This window comes from Snodgrassella sp. M0351, from assembly GCF_016100575.1.
GTDB lineage: Bacteria > Pseudomonadota > Gammaproteobacteria > Burkholderiales > Neisseriaceae > Snodgrassella > Snodgrassella alvi.
The window spans coordinates 355,920-377,378 of sequence record NZ_JACFSG010000001.1 but is presented as its reverse complement, the minus strand read 5'-3'; the positions used below and the strand labels follow the sequence as shown (position 1 = coordinate 377,378).

The 21,459-nt window shown below is 37.6% G+C and carries 13 protein-coding genes; 10 read left to right on the top strand and 3 right to left on the bottom strand.

Annotation, left to right across the window (positions count from 1 at the left end; all coding sequences use genetic code 11):
* Positions 1-58: 58 nt before the first annotated feature.
* Entirely contained in the window at positions 59-379 is a 321-nt protein-coding gene (locus tag H3V01_RS01615; RefSeq protein WP_198185802.1) for a hypothetical protein, read from the bottom strand.
* A 216-nt stretch (positions 380-595) separates the two neighbouring features.
* Positions 596-2,494 carry a molecular chaperone HtpG gene (gene htpG, locus H3V01_RS01610; RefSeq protein ID WP_198185801.1) on the bottom strand — a complete coding sequence of 633 codons (1,899 nt, stop codon included), beginning with the start codon at positions 2,492-2,494 and terminating at the stop codon, positions 596-598.
* Positions 2,495-2,709: 215 nt separating this feature from the next.
* Between htpG and H3V01_RS01605 the strand changes: the two genes are divergently transcribed.
* The 6 genes from H3V01_RS01605 (at position 2,710) to H3V01_RS01580 (ending at position 7,159) form a co-directional block, all read left to right on the top strand.
* Positions 2,710-3,810: a conjugal transfer protein gene (locus H3V01_RS01605; RefSeq protein ID WP_198185800.1), complete on the top strand. Its 1,101-nt coding sequence runs from the start codon at positions 2,710-2,712 to the stop codon at positions 3,808-3,810.
* Positions 3,810-4,289 carry a low molecular weight protein-tyrosine-phosphatase gene (locus tag H3V01_RS01600; protein WP_198185799.1) on the top strand — a complete coding sequence of 160 codons (480 nt, stop codon included), beginning with the start codon at positions 3,810-3,812 and terminating at the stop codon, positions 4,287-4,289. The genes H3V01_RS01605 and H3V01_RS01600 overlap by 1 nt, the downstream gene beginning before the upstream one ends.
* 170 nt (positions 4,290-4,459) lie before the next feature.
* Positions 4,460-5,188, top strand: coding sequence for a YebC/PmpR family DNA-binding transcriptional regulator (locus tag H3V01_RS01595; RefSeq protein WP_198185798.1), 729 nt, complete (start codon positions 4,460-4,462; stop codon positions 5,186-5,188).
* Between the two features lie 63 nt (positions 5,189-5,251).
* Entirely contained in the window at positions 5,252-5,461 is a 210-nt protein-coding gene (locus H3V01_RS01590; protein WP_025330322.1) for a hypothetical protein, read from the top strand.
* Positions 5,458-5,841, top strand: coding sequence for a VanZ family protein (locus tag H3V01_RS01585; RefSeq protein ID WP_198185797.1), 384 nt, complete (start codon positions 5,458-5,460; stop codon positions 5,839-5,841). The genes H3V01_RS01590 and H3V01_RS01585 overlap by 4 nt, the downstream gene beginning before the upstream one ends.
* Positions 5,747-7,159: an aminopeptidase P N-terminal domain-containing protein gene (locus H3V01_RS01580; protein ID WP_232332573.1), complete on the top strand. Its 1,413-nt coding sequence runs from the start codon at positions 5,747-5,749 to the stop codon at positions 7,157-7,159. Before H3V01_RS01585 ends, H3V01_RS01580 begins: the two co-directional genes overlap by 95 nt.
* Before the next feature lie 74 nt (positions 7,160-7,233).
* Here H3V01_RS01580 and hslO read toward each other — a convergent pair whose 3' ends face one another.
* Positions 7,234-8,148: an Hsp33 family molecular chaperone HslO gene (hslO, locus tag H3V01_RS01575; protein ID WP_198185796.1), complete on the bottom strand. Its 915-nt coding sequence runs from the start codon at positions 8,146-8,148 to the stop codon at positions 7,234-7,236.
* 1,231 nt (positions 8,149-9,379) lie between these two features.
* Here hslO and H3V01_RS01570 point away from each other — a divergent pair.
* The 4 genes from H3V01_RS01570 (at position 9,380) to H3V01_RS01555 (ending at position 21,398) form a co-directional block, all read left to right on the top strand.
* A complete protein-coding gene (locus H3V01_RS01570; RefSeq protein WP_198185795.1) occupies positions 9,380-11,611 on the top strand; it encodes a calcium-binding protein in 2,232 nt (743 codons plus the stop codon).
* A gap of 753 nt (positions 11,612-12,364) precedes the next feature.
* Positions 12,365-13,252 carry a hypothetical protein gene (locus H3V01_RS01565; protein WP_198185794.1) on the top strand — a complete coding sequence of 296 codons (888 nt, stop codon included), beginning with the start codon at positions 12,365-12,367 and terminating at the stop codon, positions 13,250-13,252.
* Positions 13,253-13,302: 50 nt separating this feature from the next.
* Positions 13,303-20,367 carry a calcium-binding protein gene (locus H3V01_RS01560; protein ID WP_198185793.1) on the top strand — a complete coding sequence of 2,355 codons (7,065 nt, stop codon included), beginning with the start codon at positions 13,303-13,305 and terminating at the stop codon, positions 20,365-20,367.
* A gap of 188 nt (positions 20,368-20,555) precedes the next feature.
* On the top strand, positions 20,556-21,398 hold the full coding sequence (locus H3V01_RS01555) for a class II glutamine amidotransferase (protein ID WP_100125261.1): 843 nt from the start codon (positions 20,556-20,558) through the stop codon (positions 21,396-21,398).
* Positions 21,399-21,459 lie beyond the last annotated feature (61 nt).

Below are 21,459 nucleotides of genomic sequence, written 5' to 3'. Positions count from 1 at the left end.
AATCCTTCAAAAATATTGAAAGTTTTAGATTTTTTACTTTATGTAAGTAATAAGAAAATTAACCCGAAATCCAAAAAAACATTCTGGCTGAAAAGTCGCCCACACTAATACCAGTAGAAGGTTTAAACAGAATAAACATCGCTATAATAAAATAAAGCATCATTAAACAGAATGTCATTGAAATAGCTTTACGCCACAAATCTAAATATAAAAAAATACCATGGACCAAAAATGCCAATATATTTCTATTTAACTTAAACTTTAATTCACACGGTAAATTATTATAATTTTTCTGAAACTGCTCAGTGGGTTTAAATTTAGGTAATCCATTTTCTTCATAGAACTTAAATCCAAACAGCCATGCTTCACTAAGTGCCATATCGGAAGAATCACATAATTTTTAAATACTATTATTATCCATAAATAATTTATAAGTATGCTAAAACCAAAAAACTTCATTTTTTACAAAAAGTTGTTAATTATAATATAAATAATTATTTTTAAGAATGTTTGAACATTTTGTTTAAAATTTTTATTAATGAATTGAAAGAGCTGCTTTTATGAAAGCAGCTCTTTTGGTCTGATAAAAACAATATTACTGATTTAGTGTCAGCAATAAATGATTCATGCGTTTTACAAATGCCGCCGGATTTTCCAGTTTACCGCCTTCAGCCAGCAAAGCCTGATCATATACCAGCTCAGCCAGTTCATTGCGCTGTACTTCGTCCTGTTCAGAAGCAATTTTTTTAATCAAAGGATGATCCGGATTAATTTCCAATGTTGGTTTGGTCTGCGGAATTTGACCGGCTGCACCGGAAGCTTCCAGCATTCTTGCCAGATGCTGGCTCATATCATGCTCACCAACAACCAGACATGCCGGACTTTCTGTCAAACGGGCAGTGGCACGAACAGCCTCAACTTTATCACCCAGAGCAGTTTTAATCTGCTCTACCAGTTCCTTGTTGTCTTCTTCTGTTTTAGCCTGAGCTGCTTTTTCTTCCTCATCAGCCAGATTACCTAAGTCCAGTGAACCCTTGGCTACACTTACCAAACCCTTGCCGTCAAATTCAGATAAACTGTTAACCACCCATTCATCCACACGATCAGTCAGCAACAATACCTCAACACCTTTTTTCAGGAAAATTTCCAGATGCGGGCTATTTTTGGCAGCAGCATAACTATCGGCAGTAATATAGTAAATTTTTTCCTGCCCCTCTTTCATCCGGCCAATATAATCAGTCAAGGTAACATTTTGCTCACTACTATCATTATGCGTAGAGGCAAACCGGCATAAACCGGCTATTTTGTCTTTATTTGTGAAATCTTCAGCAATACCTTCTTTCAGTGTATTACCGAATACCTGCCAGAATTCTGTATATTTTTCCGGCTGATTTTTCTTCAGATCTTCTAAAAGAGACAATACTTTTTTAACACTGCCAGAGCGAATTGCATCCAGATCACGGCTTTCCTGCAAAATTTCACGGGATACATTCAAAGGCAAATCGCTGCTGTCGATCACTCCGCGAATAAAACGCAGATAAGAAGGCATCAACTTTTTCGCATCATCCATAATGAATACACGTTTTACATATAACTGTACACCATGCTTAGGTTCACGCTCATATAAATCAAATGGTGCATGTTTCGGAATGTACAGCAATCCGGTGTATTCATGCCGTCCTTCCACACGAAAATGTGTCCACGCTAAAGCATCATCATAATCGTGTGATACATGACGATAGAAAGTCTGGTACTGCTCATCGGTAATTTCATTTTTCGGCCGCTGCCATAAAGCCTGAGCCTGATTAACCACTTCCAGCTCATCTGAAACTTTTACATTACCTTCTTCATCATATTCAGGCGCTTTCTTCATATAAATCGGCACAGAAATATGATCACTATAAGTCGTTACAATCCGGCGCAGAGTCCAGTCAGACAACAAATCTTTTTCATCATCTTTAAGATGCAGAATTACATCTGTACCACGGGCAGACTTACTAATCGGTTCAACAGTAAATTCGCCGTCACCAGCACTCACCCAGCGTACAGCTTGATTTTCAGCAGCACCTGCCCTGCGGCTTTCAACAGTTACCTTATCAGCCACGATAAATGCAGAATAAAAACCAACACCAAACTGCCCAATAAGATTAGCATCTTTTTTATCGTCACCAGTCAGTTTTTCCAGAAATGCTTTGGTACCGGATTTAGCAATGGTGCCCAGATGTTCAATAATATCGGCTTCAGTCATACCGATACCATTATCAGATACAGTAATGGTTTTAGCTTCTGCATCAGCAGTAACCTTAATCCTGAATTCTGCATCATCTCCCAGCAAAGAAGCATCATTCAGAGACTCAAAGCGCAATTTATCGCACGCATCGGCAGCATTGGAAATCAGTTCCCGCAAAAAGATTTCTTTATTGCTGTATAAAGAATGAATCATCAACTGTAACAACTGTTTTACTTCAGTCTGAAAACTGTGTGTCTGTTTCATAATTTTCTCAAAAGCCCAAATATATGATTGTTGTTAATTTAAAATATGGGCAGCACATTTCAGTTTCAAGCCGGATAGTCATATGTTTGCTTGTTGTACAGCTTTTGCCGCAAGCACAAAATATCAGACAAATATCAGTATATACATTTCAGACAAAGCTAATTTGTTACAATAGAATATTTACTAAGCCTACTAAATAAAACCGATCAAACGTCATGAACACCCATCATTGTTTGCCTGATACCCGCGCATTTCCTACCGATCAGGTTAAAAACGAACTGCTGCTGCATGCAGCTAGTCTAGTAACACCTACATCAAAAGCACAAACTACCCTTGCCCGTGAGAGCCTGCAAACTGAAATCAGCCGTATGCTGGCACAAAATCACTATACCAACCTTTCTGTAGCACTGGCTATGGCTGCCAATAGTGATGTTTACAATGCACTGTGGAACAGTATGGAAACTGTATTACAAGCACGTAATCAGACAGAAGTACAATGGCTGGCCTTGCCCGTGATAATAGTAGGTGGTGCTAAAGAAAATATCTCTCTGCCAGACAGTATACCCGCAGAAGCCATTGCTGAAATCTTCAAAAACCGTCCATGGTCTGATGAATGGAATAAAATTCAATGGGCATCTCATCTTGTGAGTGATACTACCCTGCCCCATATCAAAGCCAGTCAATGGTATGCTGCTAAACAAAATCAACAAATGGCCGCAGATTTTCTCGGTCAGTTACCTAAAACACCACTGATAGTTGAAAGCGGACAATCAGTACAGGTTTTTTATGCCCTTGGTTTTTCCGGACCAGGCATTCAGTCTGCCCTTAACTGCAATCTGGCAGATACTGCCCTGCCGCTCATGCAAGTCTGGCAAACTCATCTGGCTACAGCCGGTGCTACGTTGTTTATCAACCCACTTGCGCCACAATCACCATTAAACGCCTTACGCTCTGGCAGTGCCATGCGTCTGCGAATGGCCTGTGATGTCTTTACGACTAATGCTATCCGGGCGATTCGCCTGCAAAGTCCACGAGTTGGCGTAGTTATTGCTGCTCAGGAAGGCGGGAATATATTATTTGGTTTCAACGCAACCGACAGTGTATTTGAACTTCAGCCACAAATTTTCCGCTGGCCGCTGACACAGGCAGACAACATTGACAGCATAATACAAAATTTCATTGATCTTCTGGCTGAGTGCAATGTTGAAAATATTCGTCTGTTACATGAACCAATCAGTGCGCAGGCCCAATTGCCTAATTATGCCCAATCTATCAATATGGTCGGGCATAACCCACTTTTCCCACGGAGTCATTGATGGCTGCAACTAAAGTATTATTTGTCTGTCTGGGTAATATTTGCCGTTCTCCCATGGCAGAATACATTCTGCGCGACCTAGTAACAAAAAAAGGTCTGAGTGAACAGATTGAAATTGCCAGCGCTGGCACTTCCGGCTGGCACAATGGTGAAGACATGCACTCAGGCACCAAAGAAATTTTGCATGCAAAACAAATCAGTACTAATGATTTTCAAAGTAGTGAAGTAAGGCCGGAGGATATTGCCATTTACGATCATATTATTGCTATGGATGATAAAAACCTGCAAGACTTATCCCGTATTTTTGGGTGTAGCCGTCCGGATAAAGTCTACAAAATTACCGATTTATTACCAGACAGCGAATATGACTACGTACCAGACCCTTATTTCAGCGGTAATTTTACAGAAACCTGCACCATTATCCATGCCGGCTGCGAGGCATGGCTCAAATACTGGCAAACCGCAGCAGGCAAACAGTAATCCAGATTACCCGCCGTTTATACTATCCGGATAGAATCTACTCAATAAAAGAGCAATATGGTAAAATTAATACCATATTTCAATTATTTGATGGTATTAAAACTTGCCAAAGCGCTCAGCTTTGGCATTGTTTTGGTACGTAAAATCAACACAGCAATAAGGAATTTAAAATGGCAGGACATAGTAAGTGGGCCAATATCCAGCATCGTAAAGGTCGTCAGGATGCCAAACGCGGCAAAATCTTCACCCGCCTGATTAAAGAAATTACCATTGCAGCCCGTCTGGGCGGTGGCGATCCGAATGCCAATCCACGCCTGCGTCTGGCAATGGATAAAGCCACTGATGCCAACATGCCCAAAGATAATATTCAGCGGGCAATAGATAAAGGTACAGGTAATCTTGAAGGTGTTGAATATGTAGAACTGCGTTACGAAGGTTATGGCATTGGCGGAGCGGCAGTAATGGTAGACTGCCTGACCGACAATAAAACCCGTACCGTAGCCGATGTACGCCATGCCTTCACCAAATATGGCGGCAATCTTGGTACAGACGGCTCAGTAGCTTTTCAGTTTGTTCATCAGGGCTATTTACTTTTCAGCCCGGAAGTAGATGAAGATACTCTGATGGAGGCTGCTCTCGAAGCAGGTGCTGAAGACGTTATCGTACAGGAAGATGGTTCTAAAGAAGTCATCACCGAGCCCTATCAGTACAGCAGTGTTAAAGAAGCACTGGAAGCAGCGGGTTTGCACGCGGCCGATGGCGAAGTAACCATGCGTGCAGTTAATGAAACCGTTCTGCAAGGAGCAGAAGCTGAAAAAATGCAGCGTTTATTAGACGCACTTGAAGATCTTGATGATGTTCAGAACGTTTATACTACAGCCGTATTGGAAACTGAATAAACATAAAACGGACTGTTACTCAGTCCGTTTTTATCATTAACAGCATATTATTACCATTGATTCATGCAAGCTATAACCGAACTTTTTCAAACAGCTTCTGCCGGTGAATGCGCTGAAATTTTAGATTTCTGGCTCAACGAATGCAGCCTTGATGAAGCACCAGATGTACATACAGTAAAATTATGGCAACAATTGTTTCAACAGCGCGGCAGTAAATTTAACCGTCTGGCTACCCTGTGTCAGCAATGGCTAATTGAAACAGACTCATTATGAAATCATCATGGATGAATAAATGGCTGTTCCTTGCCGCCATCTGGTTTCTGGCCAGCCTGTATTTTTTATTCTTCAAAGCAAGCGGTAATCCAGTACCTATTCCGCAATTTGATAAAATCTGTCACTTTGGCTTATTTTTCGGCCAATTCTGGTTCCTGTCCAAATCCTGCTTCAGTGCCGGCATCACAATTCCGCTACGCCTGTTAATTATAACTGCCATTATCTGGGCTGCTTCCAGCGAAATCATTCAGGCGCTGTTCACTAAACGTGAGGGCGATATAATGGATGCAATGGCCGATCTCATCGGTGCCGCACTGGCACTTTGGCTGGCTCGTCAAATACAAACAGCTCGCCGCAACATCAGCAGGGAGAAATATTAAAATGGATATTACCGTTTATCAGCAACGCCGTCAGACTGTACTGAATAAAATCGGCGAAGATGGCATTGCCATTATGTTTGCCGCTCCGGAACAACGCCGCAGTAATGACACAGAATACCCCTTCAGACAGGATAGCTACTTTCATTACCTGACCGGTTTTCCTGAGCCCGGAGCAGCATTGATACTGAATGGACGTGAACACACTTCCACTCTTCTGTGCCGCAATAAAGACCCTGAACACGAAATCTGGAACGGTTTCCGTTATGGTTATACAGCTGCACGAGAGCAATTTGCTTTCGACTCAGCCGATGATATCAACCAGTGGCCGGTTTTGCTTAAACAAGCACTGACTGGTCACCGACGACTCTTCGCATTGTGGGGACTATATCCTGAAAATGACCCTAAGCTCATTGAATTATGGTATGAAGTTGCCCGTATAGCCAATTATCGCAGTGCTAATGGCAGTACGATTGCACCTGACAGCCTGGTAAATCTGGCCAGCATCCTTGATCCGATGCGTCTTATCAAAGATAAACATGAACAGTCGATCATGCGCATTGCCGCAGAAATCAGCGCACAAGCTCATATTCGTGCCATGCAGACTACTCGTGCCGGTCAGTATGAATATCAGGTAGAGGCAGAAATTCTGCATGAATTCATGCAACGCGGAGCACGCTATCCATCGTACAACAGCATAGTTGCCGGGGGCAAAAATGCCTGTTGTCTGCATTATGTCAGCAATAACTGTCAGTTGCAGCAAAATGATTTACTCATGATTGATGCAGGTGCCGAATACCAGATGTATGCTGGTGATATTAGCCGCACCTTTCCCGTCAGCGGGCGTTTCAGCAGTGCACAAAAAGATATCTACGATATAGTACTGGCTGTTAACCAGGCGAGCATTGCCTCTACTGTAAAACAAGCAAATTGGCAGAATATCAGTGCTACAGCCATCAGCATGCTAACCCAGGGGCTGATTGATCTGGGCATCCTCCATGGCAGTCTCGAACAGAATATTGAAACTCAGACTTATCGGCGTTTTTATATGCATGGGCTCGGACACTGGCTCGGACTGGATGTTCATGATGTTGGTGGCCGTTTTGACAGCAATGAACAGCCTATTTTGCTTCAGGCGGGAATGGTAACGACCATAGAGCCTGGTTTATATATCAGCGCAGCAGATGATATACCTCAGGCATTTCATAATATTGGTATCCGCATTGAAGACAACGTTCTGATTACAGAAACCGGTAATGAAGTACTCACTGCTTCTGTACCTAAAACTACCGCAGAAATCGAAACATTGATGCAGCACTAAATCAGAATTTAATCAGTATTAGCCATTAAAATAGCCGGATAACATTTATCCGGCTATTTTTTATAAATGTACATTTAATGATTAAGCTGACGTGCGGCCAGTTCCTCCTGCGCAGTAGCCACAATATCAGTACCAAACAAAGAATTCACATCTGCCTCATCAAATACATAGCGTGCATGACAAAAATCACAGTTCACCTCAATACTACCCTGCTCCGCTACAGCCTCACCTACTTCCTGCCCGCCAAGCAATAGCAGCATATCACCAACCTTAGCGCGCGAGCAGGTACAGGAAAATTCAACATTCTGTGGTGTAAACACCCTTAGCTCATGCTCATGAAACAGCCTGTATAACAATGTCTGCACATCCAGCCGCAACAACTCATCCGCTGTAAGTGTCTCAGATAAAGCTGATAACTCTGTCCAGCTATCTTCATCTATATCTTGTTCGGGTAACTTTTGCAGTAATAGACCGCTGGCATGCTCATCATCCGCAGCAAGCATAATATACGTAGCCAGCTGTTCGGAACGCGCCATATAATTCATCAGCATCTGAGCAATACTGCTACCACTAAGCTCCACCATACCCTGCCAGGATTCACCCTGAGAGGGCTGCAAAGTCAGTACAAACATTCCTCCTTCACCAAGCAAATCTACCAGTGTCATATTGTCATCAATGACAGCAGATTCATCCCAGCGTGCTGTTGCTCGGCAGGTTGCTGCCGATGTGGCTTCCGCTACCAGCATTTTCAAAATGCCCTTACCCTGCACCTGTACTATCAGATTACCGTCAAATTTCAGATTACTGGCCAACAATACCGCAGCCACAGTCAGCTCACCCAGAGCTTGATGAATTGCCTTAGGATAAACTTTATTTGCTGCCACATGCCGCCATACCTGCTGCAAATTCACATGCAGACCACGTACAGGACAGTCATCAAACATAAACCTCGTTAACTGATCTGCTTGCACCATCTTATTTTCTGTCATCATTCCAATCCCGGCAAAATAATCAGACAATATGGCCTCATCCGACCAAAAATCAAGTAAAAGAAATTTGCGTTTGCATTAATATATATTTGACCTGACAAATCAGTTTATACCAAAAATATAAAATTAAACTCAGATATATATAAATTAAATTTTAATTATCATTTAATAATTTCAACCCAAAAATTAACTATAACACTGTAATAAACTATTTATAAATATACATACTTAACTTAAAAACAATATTAAAAGCAAAAATGCATAAAATATGAATACTATTATTGCAACTAAGTAACTATCAATTTGCAGAAGTGGCAATGATTGTCATATATAGAAATAATAATAATTGTATCCTGATTGAAGGTAAGAGTCTTAATTCTCTCTGGGAACAACCAAAAATAACATCTACTTTTTATAGCAGGATCCGGGCTGGATGAAATAGTAGAAAATACCATTCTTCCTGATAATATAAAAACCATCTTTGTCTCCGGCTGCGCCAGCAATGAACTTTGTTTAGCTTAAATTCTAATGAATTAATCATTAATCACATAGATACCTCAGATTAAATAAACATTAGTTCATAAGGCTCAATTACCTAACATTTTAATATCACAACTTCCGATACAAACAAATAGGTGCAGCTCAGCTCAGATAACTAATTAATGCTTTATCTGGATATTATAATACCAATGAAATAAATATAACTGATATTTGAATAAATAAGTATAATTGTTCTTCCTCTACCTGTTTTAATCCAGAAATAATCAACTAAATGCTGTAGTTTAATTCGTATGTAAACTTAGCTGCCATATAAGATTAATTAATAGATTTAGCTCTGCTTGTTTTTGTATAAACACCCCTGCCATTCAATAGCTTGCGGGTGTTTTTTATTTGGAAATGGTTTCTTTTTTCAATAACCTGTATTAAAAAGTTAATATAAATCAAATTTAAAGACAATATTTGATTTATATTAACTTTTTAACTCTTTGATACAGTATAATTTTCTTTCGAGAGATGAAAATTAAATTGTCACAATATCCTAGAATATAAAATTATAATTAATTCTATATTCTATTACTAATAAAAATATTTTTTAATTTATAAAGGAGAAGCATATAGATAATCAAATTCATTATGAGCAGTAAATATATGGCGATCATATTAATATTATACAAAATATGATCAGAATAATTTTATTTTATATTGAAATGATTACATTTAGGAGATAATAATGCCCCAATCTCAAAATACATCAACCGTTAATACTGTTGTTAGCACTTCAAAAAATGAATTTCTGAAAGGTACAGATAATAAAAAAGATCGTTATATTTTTCAGAAAGGTCACGGACAAGATATTATTGAAGATATTGGCTTTGCAAGCCGCCCGGATAATACTCTGGAATACTATGAAGAATCTGATGAGCAAAAACAATTAGAAAATTTTGAAAATGAAATTAACGAATTAATTTTCAAAGATTCAAATTCGGTTAATACTGCATTTATCAGGTCCGGAAATGATCTGATTATTAAAGCTTATGGCGAAAAAGATTCAGTCACTTTACGTAATTTTTTCATTGATCCTACTAATCCGGAAGACAACAATAGATATAGAAACTATAAATTTATATTTCAGGATAAAACAATTACGCTGAATGACATTAGTCATATGCCTTTTGAAACTCCATATAATCCCTTATTTAATGCTTATACAGGCTGGCTGGGAACTGACATTATCAAAGGTAGTTCAAAAGCAGATATTTTGTTTGGTTACGACGGTGATGACATTCTTTATGGCTATGATGGTGATGACGACTTGAACGGAGGAATGGGTAATGACACTATTTACGGAGGAGATGGTAATGATATTCTCTATGGAGGAAATTACTATCCTGATGCTAACAGGGATGGCGACGACTATCTTGACGGTGGTAACGGAGACGATGAAATTTATGGAGGTGGTGGACACGACACCCTGATTGGAGGAGCCGGCAACGATTATCTGGCTGGCGGTGACTGGGAAAGTGATTCTTACATTTTTCATAAAGGTCATGGGCAAGACATTATAGAAGATAAGGGCTACGATCAGTTGCCATTCTTATCCCAGAGCAATCAGCTCAAATTTACAGAGGCTAAAAGCACTGATGTAGTATTCAAACGTGACGGAGAAGATTTATTAGTTTATGCATACAAAAATGATGACTGTGTCAGACTAAAAGATTATTTTAAAGATGCTTTCCATCGGGCATTTATCTTTTGTTTTGAGGATCAGACATTGGATATTAGTGGTATTGCGCAGAAACTGTCAGAGCAAAGTGGTGAAAGCATGGCAGAGATACTTGATAATTTCATTTCTCAGGGTATACAGACTGCTTCAAAACCCGGTGATGTTTTATCAGGCGAAAATTCGGAAACCGGTGAATTGTATAATCAGCTAATCGGCAGCAATGGTAATGATAGATTATCTGGAGAAAATGAATATAACTTCATAGATGCCGGTGATGGTGATGACACTCTGATTGCAAACGGTGAATATAATATTCTGATTAGTGGTCGTGGTAACGATTACATGATTGGTTCTGAAGATTGTAAGGATATCTATATTTTTGAAGAAGGTCATGGTCAGGATACCATCGAAGATGGAGGTGAAAATAGTACTCTTAAAGATGGAGCCTTAACCAATGAACTGATATTTAAAGGTGCTCAAAAAGATAATATCCAATTTTACCGTGAATTCAATGATTTAATTATTCATGCATATAACAGTAATGATTCAATTAGATTAAAAAAATTCTTTTATGCTGAATATTATCAGGATTACAGATTGATATTTGAAGATGGTACTATATCAAGTATTGATATTCCTAAAAACCTACCAACTAATGGTACCAGCGATGATGATTACATCCTGGGTGACGAAACAAATGATATTATTTACGGGGGTGCAGGTGATGATACTATTTTCGGAGATGAAGGTGATGATATTATCTATGGAGATGCTGGAGATGATGATATTACAGGAGATGAAGGTAACGACATTTTAATCGGTGGCAGTGGAAATGATCTTCTTGATGGAGGAAGCGGAAGTGATCGTTATATATTTGAAGCTGGTCATGGACAGGATACGGTTACAGAATGGGATGTAAATCCTAAAGACATCAACTCACTTGAATTTACAGAATATAATAGTAATGAATTATGGTTCAGAGAGGATGGATCTGATTTGATTATCAGTCATATCGGAACAAACGATCAGGTAACAGTTACTTCATGGTTTGAAGATACTGATTATCAACACTATAATGTAATTACTGCTGATGGTAAAAAGATAAATTCAAATCAGATACAACAACTGGTTGAAGCCATGGCTGCATTTACAAATGATTGCGACTTTAACTCTCCAGATATTGCCAGTCAGATGCAGCAATTTATACAAAAAGCAAATGTTGCTGCCTATTGGGGTTAGTCAACCGATTTAATTAACTTTAATTATTACCTGCCAGCTTTAAACTGACAGGTAATTTTTTTCTTTCAAAGTTAGATTTTTATTTTATTTACATATTTAACAATTTTTCATTTAATCAGTTCATTAATGATCAAAAATAAACAATTAATTCGCTCAAATATAAAACAATTATGAATTTGATTTCTACTATGAATAAATATCTATATTGAGTATTTAAATATACAATTTTTTATATAGAGTAATTTTATTGTAGTATCTTTAAGAATATTCAGTTGATAAAAAGCTAATTTAAATTGGATTTAAGGCTTACTAGTTTAATATGTATGCTGCTGAAAATCTGCTACCGATATAAACATTTAAAAGAAATTTAACATACCAACAACCTCCCCCAGTTCGCCATCAGGGTTAATAATGTGATTTTATAGTTAAATTAAGTTTTAATTACACTTATTTTAAATTGATAATAATTCTGACATCATATTTAATATTGGCCATAGCCGTATTTATTCAAAGCTTTGTCTGAAAAAAAAAAATATTCTTAATAGTTGAATAGTTACAAATGAAAGTAAATTAATAAAAAAACATATTGGAAAATATAAAAATAATAACTATATTATGCAAACAGCCTGGATCTGAACATCATAAATCTTAAATATTATAAAAGCAATATGTGTTAATATTTGTATATATTACTGTTTATTTTAAATTATATTTATGGTAATTTGTACCTTGTCTTCAAAGGAAGTTCAGCTTATGAGAAACTCATTCAATTTGCACCTCAGGCTGGTCTGTTTAAACTGCATGCGGCTGATAGCCGGCTGTTCCGATAATAATCACTCTGAAAAAAATGTGGTACAGCAACAACCCGCCCCTATTCGCCATCAGGATAGATTTGGTCGTTATGACTCTATCGGTAATCTGGGCGGAAAACCGGTTAGCATTCCCAGTGGTGTGGTTTTTACCTGGGTTCGCTATATCGGCGATCCGGGTGATTTTGATAGCAGCATAAAAGCACAGCTGTATAATCGTCCGCCAGTTACCTATCAGCTGCCTATTGAAAGCTTTGGCTTTCAATACCGACTTACTGACGGAGCAGTTAAAGCCAGCTCAGAACAAACAGATGCAGATTATATGCATGATAATATTACACTAATCCCTAAAATGAAACCTTTTCCATGGGGGCATGTTATTGTTTACAATATTGTTGATCTCAATAAACCTCGAAATTACAATTTGGCACTTGAAGAAAGTTTACAAGCAACTAAAAAAGTCTACCATTTTAATTATATTGAACAATCTGATCCGGTATATGGCTTAATTTATTTGAAAGCCAATAATGGAATTGATCCCAGTACCAATAAACCCTGGCAAGAAGATACTTCAGGACCGGATATTTTTATTTCGAAAAATAAGAATGGTGAAATTAAGACTTATATTAAATGTGATTTTATAGGTAAGGTTCAGTATTGTTATCACCTATTTTATATAGATAATAATATGCATGTCACAATTTATATAAGCTATAACCGTGTTTATTTAAAACTCTGGCAACAAACAGAAAAAAACATAACAGCTATTCTGAATAGCTGGATTGTCACAAATGACGGCAAATTAATTAAAAAACAGGCAGGCAAAATATAGAAACACTAATTGATTTTTTATAAGTCAACAACTGATGAAAGGGTAGAAAAATGTCTCAACCGCAAATATTAACTAAAGAACAACTTAATTCATGGTACCAAAAAATTAAAACTGGTAATTTATCTGCAATAGGAGAAGTTTATCAGACACTGCAAGAAAAAGGTTATGACTATGCAGCATGGGCAATTGGTGTAGCAACAGGCGATAGCATTACCGGAAATGGCGCCTTAGAATTTATGCAAACTGTAGCTAAAGATCATAAACAAATTCTTACTCAGGCCAGAATTGACAGTGTACGGCGTGACATGGCTTTGGGATATTTAGCTATGCTACAAAAAAAGTTAAATGACGGTCAAGGCGGGGAAGATATTACGTATCAAGAAATGTTTATCTTTCATGAGGAGGTTTTTAAAAAAAACAATCTAGATCTCAGTTACTGGACATTGTATACCCCGATGTTAATTATTCAGAATAATGCATCTGTATCAAACAATAATGGTTATACTATTGATGGTAAGCAAATTGTAGAAAATATGTGGCAAGATATACGTGCTACTAAGGGAGAATTTTTGAAGGGTCCAGTAGTCAGTTTACTGTTATATGGAATAATGAAAGATGCTCAGAAAGGTTATATTTATATTAACAAATCTACCGGTGAAGCTGTCCCAACAGATTATATTATTAAAACAATTGCAGCTACTTATAGCATTAAGCTTGATTTAATTGGCATGACTGGCATTTTTGATCCAGCAGTAGATAAATTAGCGAATTTACTAGGTTATCAGAAAGTAGGGATTTCCATTTCTGATCAACAACTGGCACAACAATGGTGTAAGGATACTGATATCGTATCAACGATAAAAGAAGTAATGGCTGAATCAGCAAATCACAATTTATATAATCTCAGTAAACATTCTCCGTATAAAAATTATGTTACGTCTGAAGAAAAAATTACAGGTAATTTTTTTTCTAATCATAATACGCCTCAGTCCACCCGACAACAGCTAACCAATAACTGGCAACTTGTCGGCGGAGTAAATATGACTAAATGGATTATTGCAGCAGTATTAAATGAAAATATCAGTGATACGCTTAATACAACGATATCTTCTATTAATGAGAAAAACTTTTTAGATAAAGGTATAGAGTTTGTGTTTGATTCTCAAACCGGGCACCGAAAACCAGTTATGGGCTTATCAGATATATATGAGTTCAAATATCAACTGGAATATATTGATGGTTCTCCAGATAGAATACTAAATATATTGCAGGATTTAACCTGTAAACAGGAAACAAAAAAAGTATCACAATATTTACATGCACTAATGCAATTAAATCCCGTAGTGGTATTAAATCCAGACTCTCCTCCACAAGAATGCACTATCGCAGATGTCGGAGAAGATTGGATCAGAATCCGCTGCTGGATAATACAAGAGATGAAATATGCCAAAAGTGTAGAGCTATTTAATTACATACAGGATCAGGTGAATGCACTTAATGCGCTGTTACCTACACCGCTTCCCGTAAATAATAATCTGTCAATATCCAAACTTCTGAATCAACAAAAAGAATTAATTGAAATCATTCGAGCCGCATACGGATTTGGTAAAGATGATGTCATTTGTTTTCGTGACCAGAATACGGGAATAAGCTGGGTTACGGATAATAATATTAACAAACCCGGACATGTTGTACTGATGCTTTCAGACAAAGCCAGTGGTACATATTCTGGCGGTGATATGGCTGATGTAATTGTTGGTGATAAATGTGATGATGTCATTAATGGTGGCGAGGGAGATGACTATTTATACGGAGGTGATGGTAATGACATCTTAACAGGCGGCAAAGGTAATGATATTTTAAACGGCGGCAATGGTTTGGATTATTATTATTTTAATTCAGGAGATGGCAAGGATGAAATCTATGACGATGATGGTAACGGCATAATCTATCTGAATAATAAAAAATTTTCTGAATATAAATGGCGAGTTATAGCAAAAAATCTATGGCAGTCTGAAGATGATAAATGGCGACTAAAATTAGAAAACAATGGTGACTTAAATATTCAGTCATCAACTGATAAAAATAATTCGCTTACTATTAGACAATGGGACATCATGCATGGAAACAAGCTGGGGATTTCTTTTAGCGGCGGTGGGGATCCCTCCTCTACCGGCAAAAATAAAATTCTAGGAGACTGGCGTACTAAAATCATCCGAGTAGAAGGTTATTTTGATATGGATGAAAATAAAACGGGCCTATATTATCCAAATTGGAAAAATCGCAATACAGACGGCAGTATTGTAAACGGTGTAAAAGAAAATGGTTTTGAGGATGTAATTCACGGTACAGATGAGGATGATGAAATTTATGGTATGGGTGGTGGCGATGCCATTGATGGCGGTTTCGGTAATGATCTGATTTTTGGTGGTGATGGTAATGACCTGCTGACCGGAGGAGGCGGATCAGATACGATTAAAGGTGGTAATGGAAATGATTATATATATGCAAATAGCAAATTAAATGCATCAAATCGGTATCGCCCCGGCGAACGCTGGCAGATGCCGGCATTAGGTAAAGAGCTTATTTATGCAGGTCCTAACTGGGGAGTATATATTAGCTATGAAAATACTAGGATCACTAGTGGGATCACCAATGCCATTAATGACGCAGCAGATACAGGTGGAGATTTTCTCTATGGAGGAGATGGTAATGATCACATTATAGGCAGTAATCTGAATGATTATATTGAGGGAGATTCAGAGGTTTCCGAGCAGGGGGATGATACAGTTTTTGGAATGGGTGGAAATGATCATATTATTGGCGGTAATGGTAATGATTATTTATATGGCGATGGTATTATTGGTTATGGATTATTAAATTCACTGGATGGTGCTGATCATGGTGATGACTATATTGATGGTGGAGACGGCAATGATGTAATAGTCGGAGGTGGCGGCAATGATGTGATCATCGGTGGGAATGGTGATGACAGCCTTTATGGTGATATTGATGACTATATGGAAGCCCGATATCATGGTAGCGATACCATTGATGGCGGTGCAGGAAATGATGAAATAATTGGCGGCGGCGGAGACGATTATCTGCATGGCGGTTTTGGCAACGATAAAATCTGGGGGGATGATGGAGATAAAGCCGGTCGCCATTCCGAACTAAATGGTAACGACCACATCTGGGGTGATGACGGCGATGACTATCTGGATGGAGGTTATGGTAATGATAATATACATGGCGGAGAAGATAATGATTTGATTTTTGGTGGTGCCGATAATGATGAACTTTATGGTGATAATGGCGATGATATAATTTGTGGAGATAATCTAGATGAAAACGTCGCTGTACATGGTAATGATTACATTGATGGCGGCGAAGGAAATGATTATTTAGTTGGGGGCGGAGGCGATGATTGGATTATTGGAGGTGAAGGAAACGATACATTATACGGAGATGACTGTCAGCCAGGTTATCAGCTAAACACTGTAATGGCTGGCGATGATTATCTTTCAGGCGGTGCAGGCAATGATATTTTAATTGGCGGATACGGTAATGATACGCTGGATGGCGGTACTGGCGATGATCTGATTTACGGTGGTGGCGGATGCGATATTATTTATGGTGGTGAGGGAAATGATCAGATAGCAGGTGATTTCAGTCTGGCTGCCGATACTCATATCGACGCTACAAATAATGAATATAACGATGTAATTTATGCCGGTTCAGGTGATGATCTGGTTCTCGGTCAGCTTGGTGATGATCTGATTTATGGTGGTGAAGGTAATGATCAATTATATGGAGATATGGAAGAAAACGCATCAGAACATCATCCGCAAAATAATGGTAATGATACGATTTTCGGAGAAAGTGGTAACGATTATATAGATGGTGGATATGGCAATGATTACCTTGATGGCGGTACTGATGATGATACTATTTTTGGAGGCGGCGGAAACGATTTAATTTATGGTGGTGATGGTGACGATAAATTAATTGGTGATGCATCTAATGAATTTGATATAGATAATAATGGCGATGGAGATGATGTTATTTACGGTGGTAATGGCAATGACACAATCTATGGCGGAGGCGGTAATGATTTATTACAAGGTGATAATGGAGATGATGTTATCTATGGCGGTAGCGGCGATGACAAATTATTTGGCGGTGATGGAGATGACTGGCTTTACGGAGGTAAAGGAAATGATTATCTGAACGGTGGTCTGGGTAATGATATTTTTATTTTCAAAAACGGAGATGGTATAACCACTATAGAGGATTATAGTGGTAAGTCTGCTATCATAGTAGATAATTTAGATCAACTGAGTTTTACACAATATGAAAAAGGGATAATAATCCATACCAGTATACCTGGAGATGCTATTTATCTGATAGGCTGTTTTACTGATGGTCGAAAGAATAGTCTTCCTTTGGATCAGATTATATTCACCGACAATAAAAAAACTCAGACCTTGTCCAATCTGCTTTCATCAAATCTTAACACCATTGCGCAAAAATATAATCAAATTATTGATGGAGACTCTACTGACAACATTATATGGGGTACAGAAAATAATGATCTCATCTACGGCTATACAGGTAATGATACTTTACATGGTGGTGCAGGCAATGATGATCTTGAAGGTGGAGATGGTAACGATATTTTATATGGTGAAGATGGCGATGATATTTTAAATGGCGGACTGGGAGAGGATACACTCATCGGAGGTTCAGGTAGTGATATTCTGACTGGCGGAGATTATGAAAAGGACATATATATTTTTCAGAAAGGGCATGGACATGACACTGTTAACGATCGGGGGGAACAAACAGATCCCAATAATGTAATTTTTGAAAATGCCAGTTATTCACAGGCTAAGTTCAGTCGTACCGGTGTCGATCTGATAATTAAAGCTTACGGAACCGAAGATTCTGTCACATTTACCAATTATTTTGCTGGCAAACTTTATCAGAATTTTATTTTTAATTTTACAGATAAGACTCTGAATTTCGAAGATATAAATAAAATCGATTATGATAGAAATAATAATCATCAGAAATCGATAATTAAAGGCTGGAAAGGAAAAGACATCCTCTACGGTTCAGACGGTGAAGATGAGCTATACGGTGGTGATGGTGATGATGAACTGCATGGTGGTGATGGTAATGATGAATTAACCGGAGGAAGTGGTTACGATATTGTAGATGGAGGAAAAGGTGATGATATTATTTGGGATGATTTAGGTCCTGATTTGTATATTTTTCAAAAAGGTCATGGACATGATGTGATTTATGGTGAAGGTAAATCAGATGAAGATGATGAAGGATGGGAAAGTGCTGATCCTGATTTTGAAGACTTTATTGATACAATAAAATTTCAGGGAGCTATTTTTAATCAGGCCAGATTTATACGCGGCGGAACAGATGGAGATGATTTAATTATTTATGCATATGGAACAGATGATTCTCTCACGATCGCTGATTTCTTTTCTTATCCTACAAACAGAAGTTTTAAGTTTATCTTTAATGACAAGACTCTAACGCTTGATGATATCGCACAAATGCCTTGGATTCAGACAGTTTCAGAAAATAATACTTTTCTGAATGGATGGCGAGGAGTTGATTATCTTGAAGGCGGTAAAAATGATGATTACTTTATGGGTTATGACGGCAATGATATTTTAAATGGTTATGACGGCGATGATAGTTTAAATGGAGGATGTGGTAATGACATAATCAATGGTGGTGATGGTAATGATATTCTATGTGGAAATTTTGAAAACGTACACTTTATGGAAGATATTGATGGTGATGATATTTTAGACGGAGGCAGTGGTAATGATTACTTGTACGGTAACAGAGGAAATGACACTCTGATTGGTGGTGAAGGTAATGATTACATGGAGGGAGGAGACTGGGAAAAAGATTATTATATTTTCACAATAAATCATGGGCAAGACATAATTAATGATTTAGGATTTGATGATATAAATGAACACTTTAAATGTAATGAATTAATATTTAAGGGTAGTAATAGTGAAAATGCTGTTTTTAATCGTATAGGAGACAATCTGATTATTAAAGCTTACGGAGAAAACGATTCTGTCACTCTAACCGATTTTTTCAAAGACCGTTTTCATCGTGCATTTAGCTATAAATTTGATGACAAAACTCTTTATCTCGAAGATGTAATAATAAAATTAACAAAAAATAGCGGTGAAAATGCAGATAGTTTACTTAATCAATTATGGAATCAAAATGCTCATCAGTTTGATCCTAATTTAAGTGAAGATGAAAATAGTTTTATTTCACATGAATTTGATAATGAACAAAATACAGATGAAGAAATTTATGATGATGATGGTGCTCCATATGATAAAATCCTGGGAACTTCTGAATCAGAAACTATAAAAGGTTGGGCTGATGCTAATATTTTGATTGGCTATGATGGCGATGATCAGTTGTATGGTTCTGGTTATTATAACTTTTTCAATGGAGGGAAAGGTAACGATATAATGTATGGAATGAAATATCAGAAAGATACATACTTATTTGAAAAAGGTCATGGTCAGGATATTATTTATGATAAAGATTATAAATATAAATATGCAAATATTGTAAATAATGAATTAATCTTCAGGGGTGGACATTCTGAAAATGTTGAGTTTTCTCGTATTGAGGAGGATCTGATAATAAAAGCTTATGGAACAAATGATTCTGTGATGCTTAAGAATTTTTTTGTTAATGAAGATAATCAGGCCTATAAATATATTTTTGATGACAAAACAATATATTTTGATGATATTCCCAAATCAATTTTTCCAGAAAAAAAACCAGAGGAGCAATTAAATGAAAATCTTTTCGAGTCAGATTTTCAAAATCATAAACTTAATCAATCATACCCAGGGATTTCAATTGGAAATAGTAACAAAACCCACGATTATCAATCATATGAAGACGTCAATATAAATATTGATGCATTAATAAATTTAATGTCAATTTCAAAAACTAAATATTACGATGGTACTTTGGATGGAAAAACTGATCGTCCACTAGGTTCAGATAATTTATACTTTCATTTCTCTCATATTGAAATGTAGAATTATGGATTTTTAAGCATAGCAATTTATAAATCAATTTAGTTGCGATATTAGTTTATAATAACAATGTCTGTTAATAAAATAGCAGGCATTGTTTTTTTATACTTAATATTTTAAAATTTATAAAATTGATATTAAAATAAGCAGCTAATAATACTTAGATAACTTCAGTTAAGGAGAAATAATAAATGTGCCAGTTGTTAGGCATGGATTGCAATACCCCTACTGATATTGTCTTTTCTTTTGAAGGTTTTCGTTTGCGGGGAGGTCTGACTGACAGCCATGCAGATGGTTTCGGCATTGCTTTTTTCGAGGGGCACGGAGTGCGACTGCTTCAGGATGATAAGCCTTGTGCCAGCTCACCTGTAGCGGATTTGGTGCAGCAATATAAAATCAAATCGGAAAATGTAATAGCCCATATTCGCAAAGCTACTCAGGGACAAGTGCACTTAGTAAATACACATCCGTTTGTACGCGAGTTATGGGGAGAATACTGGGTGTTTGCACATAATGGCAATTTGCGCCGTTTTAATCCTTCTGAAGGTGAATATTTCAACCCGGTAGGCTCTACGGATTCAGAGCAGGCCTTCTGCTATCTTCTTGAGCAGCTACGCCAGCGCTTTCGTCACAAGCCTTCTCGGGAAATTTTATTTAATGCTATAGCAGAAATTACTGGTGAGCTGCGTCAGTATGGTTTATTTAATTATATGCTTTCGAATGGTGACTGGTTAATTGCCCATGCCAGTACCCTGCTTTTTTATATTATCCGGCAGGCGCCTTTTGGTAAGGCTGTTCTGGCAGATGAAGACGTGGCTATTGATTTTTCCGCGGTTACTACACCACATGATCGTGTAGCAGTAATTGCCACATTACCGCTTACCTGTAATGAGCAGTGGCAACAACTGGCGGTTAATGAACTGGTGATGTTCAGCCAGGGAGAAATTGTTTTGCGCGATTGTATCCAGCCGGCTCAATATATGAGTGTAGAAGATGGTCTGGCCATCGCACGCAAAGCCGGCGTTAGCATGTAACAGATTAAATTGAACTAAGAAACTAAAATTTTAGAAAATCTGTTATTAACTGAACTATCTT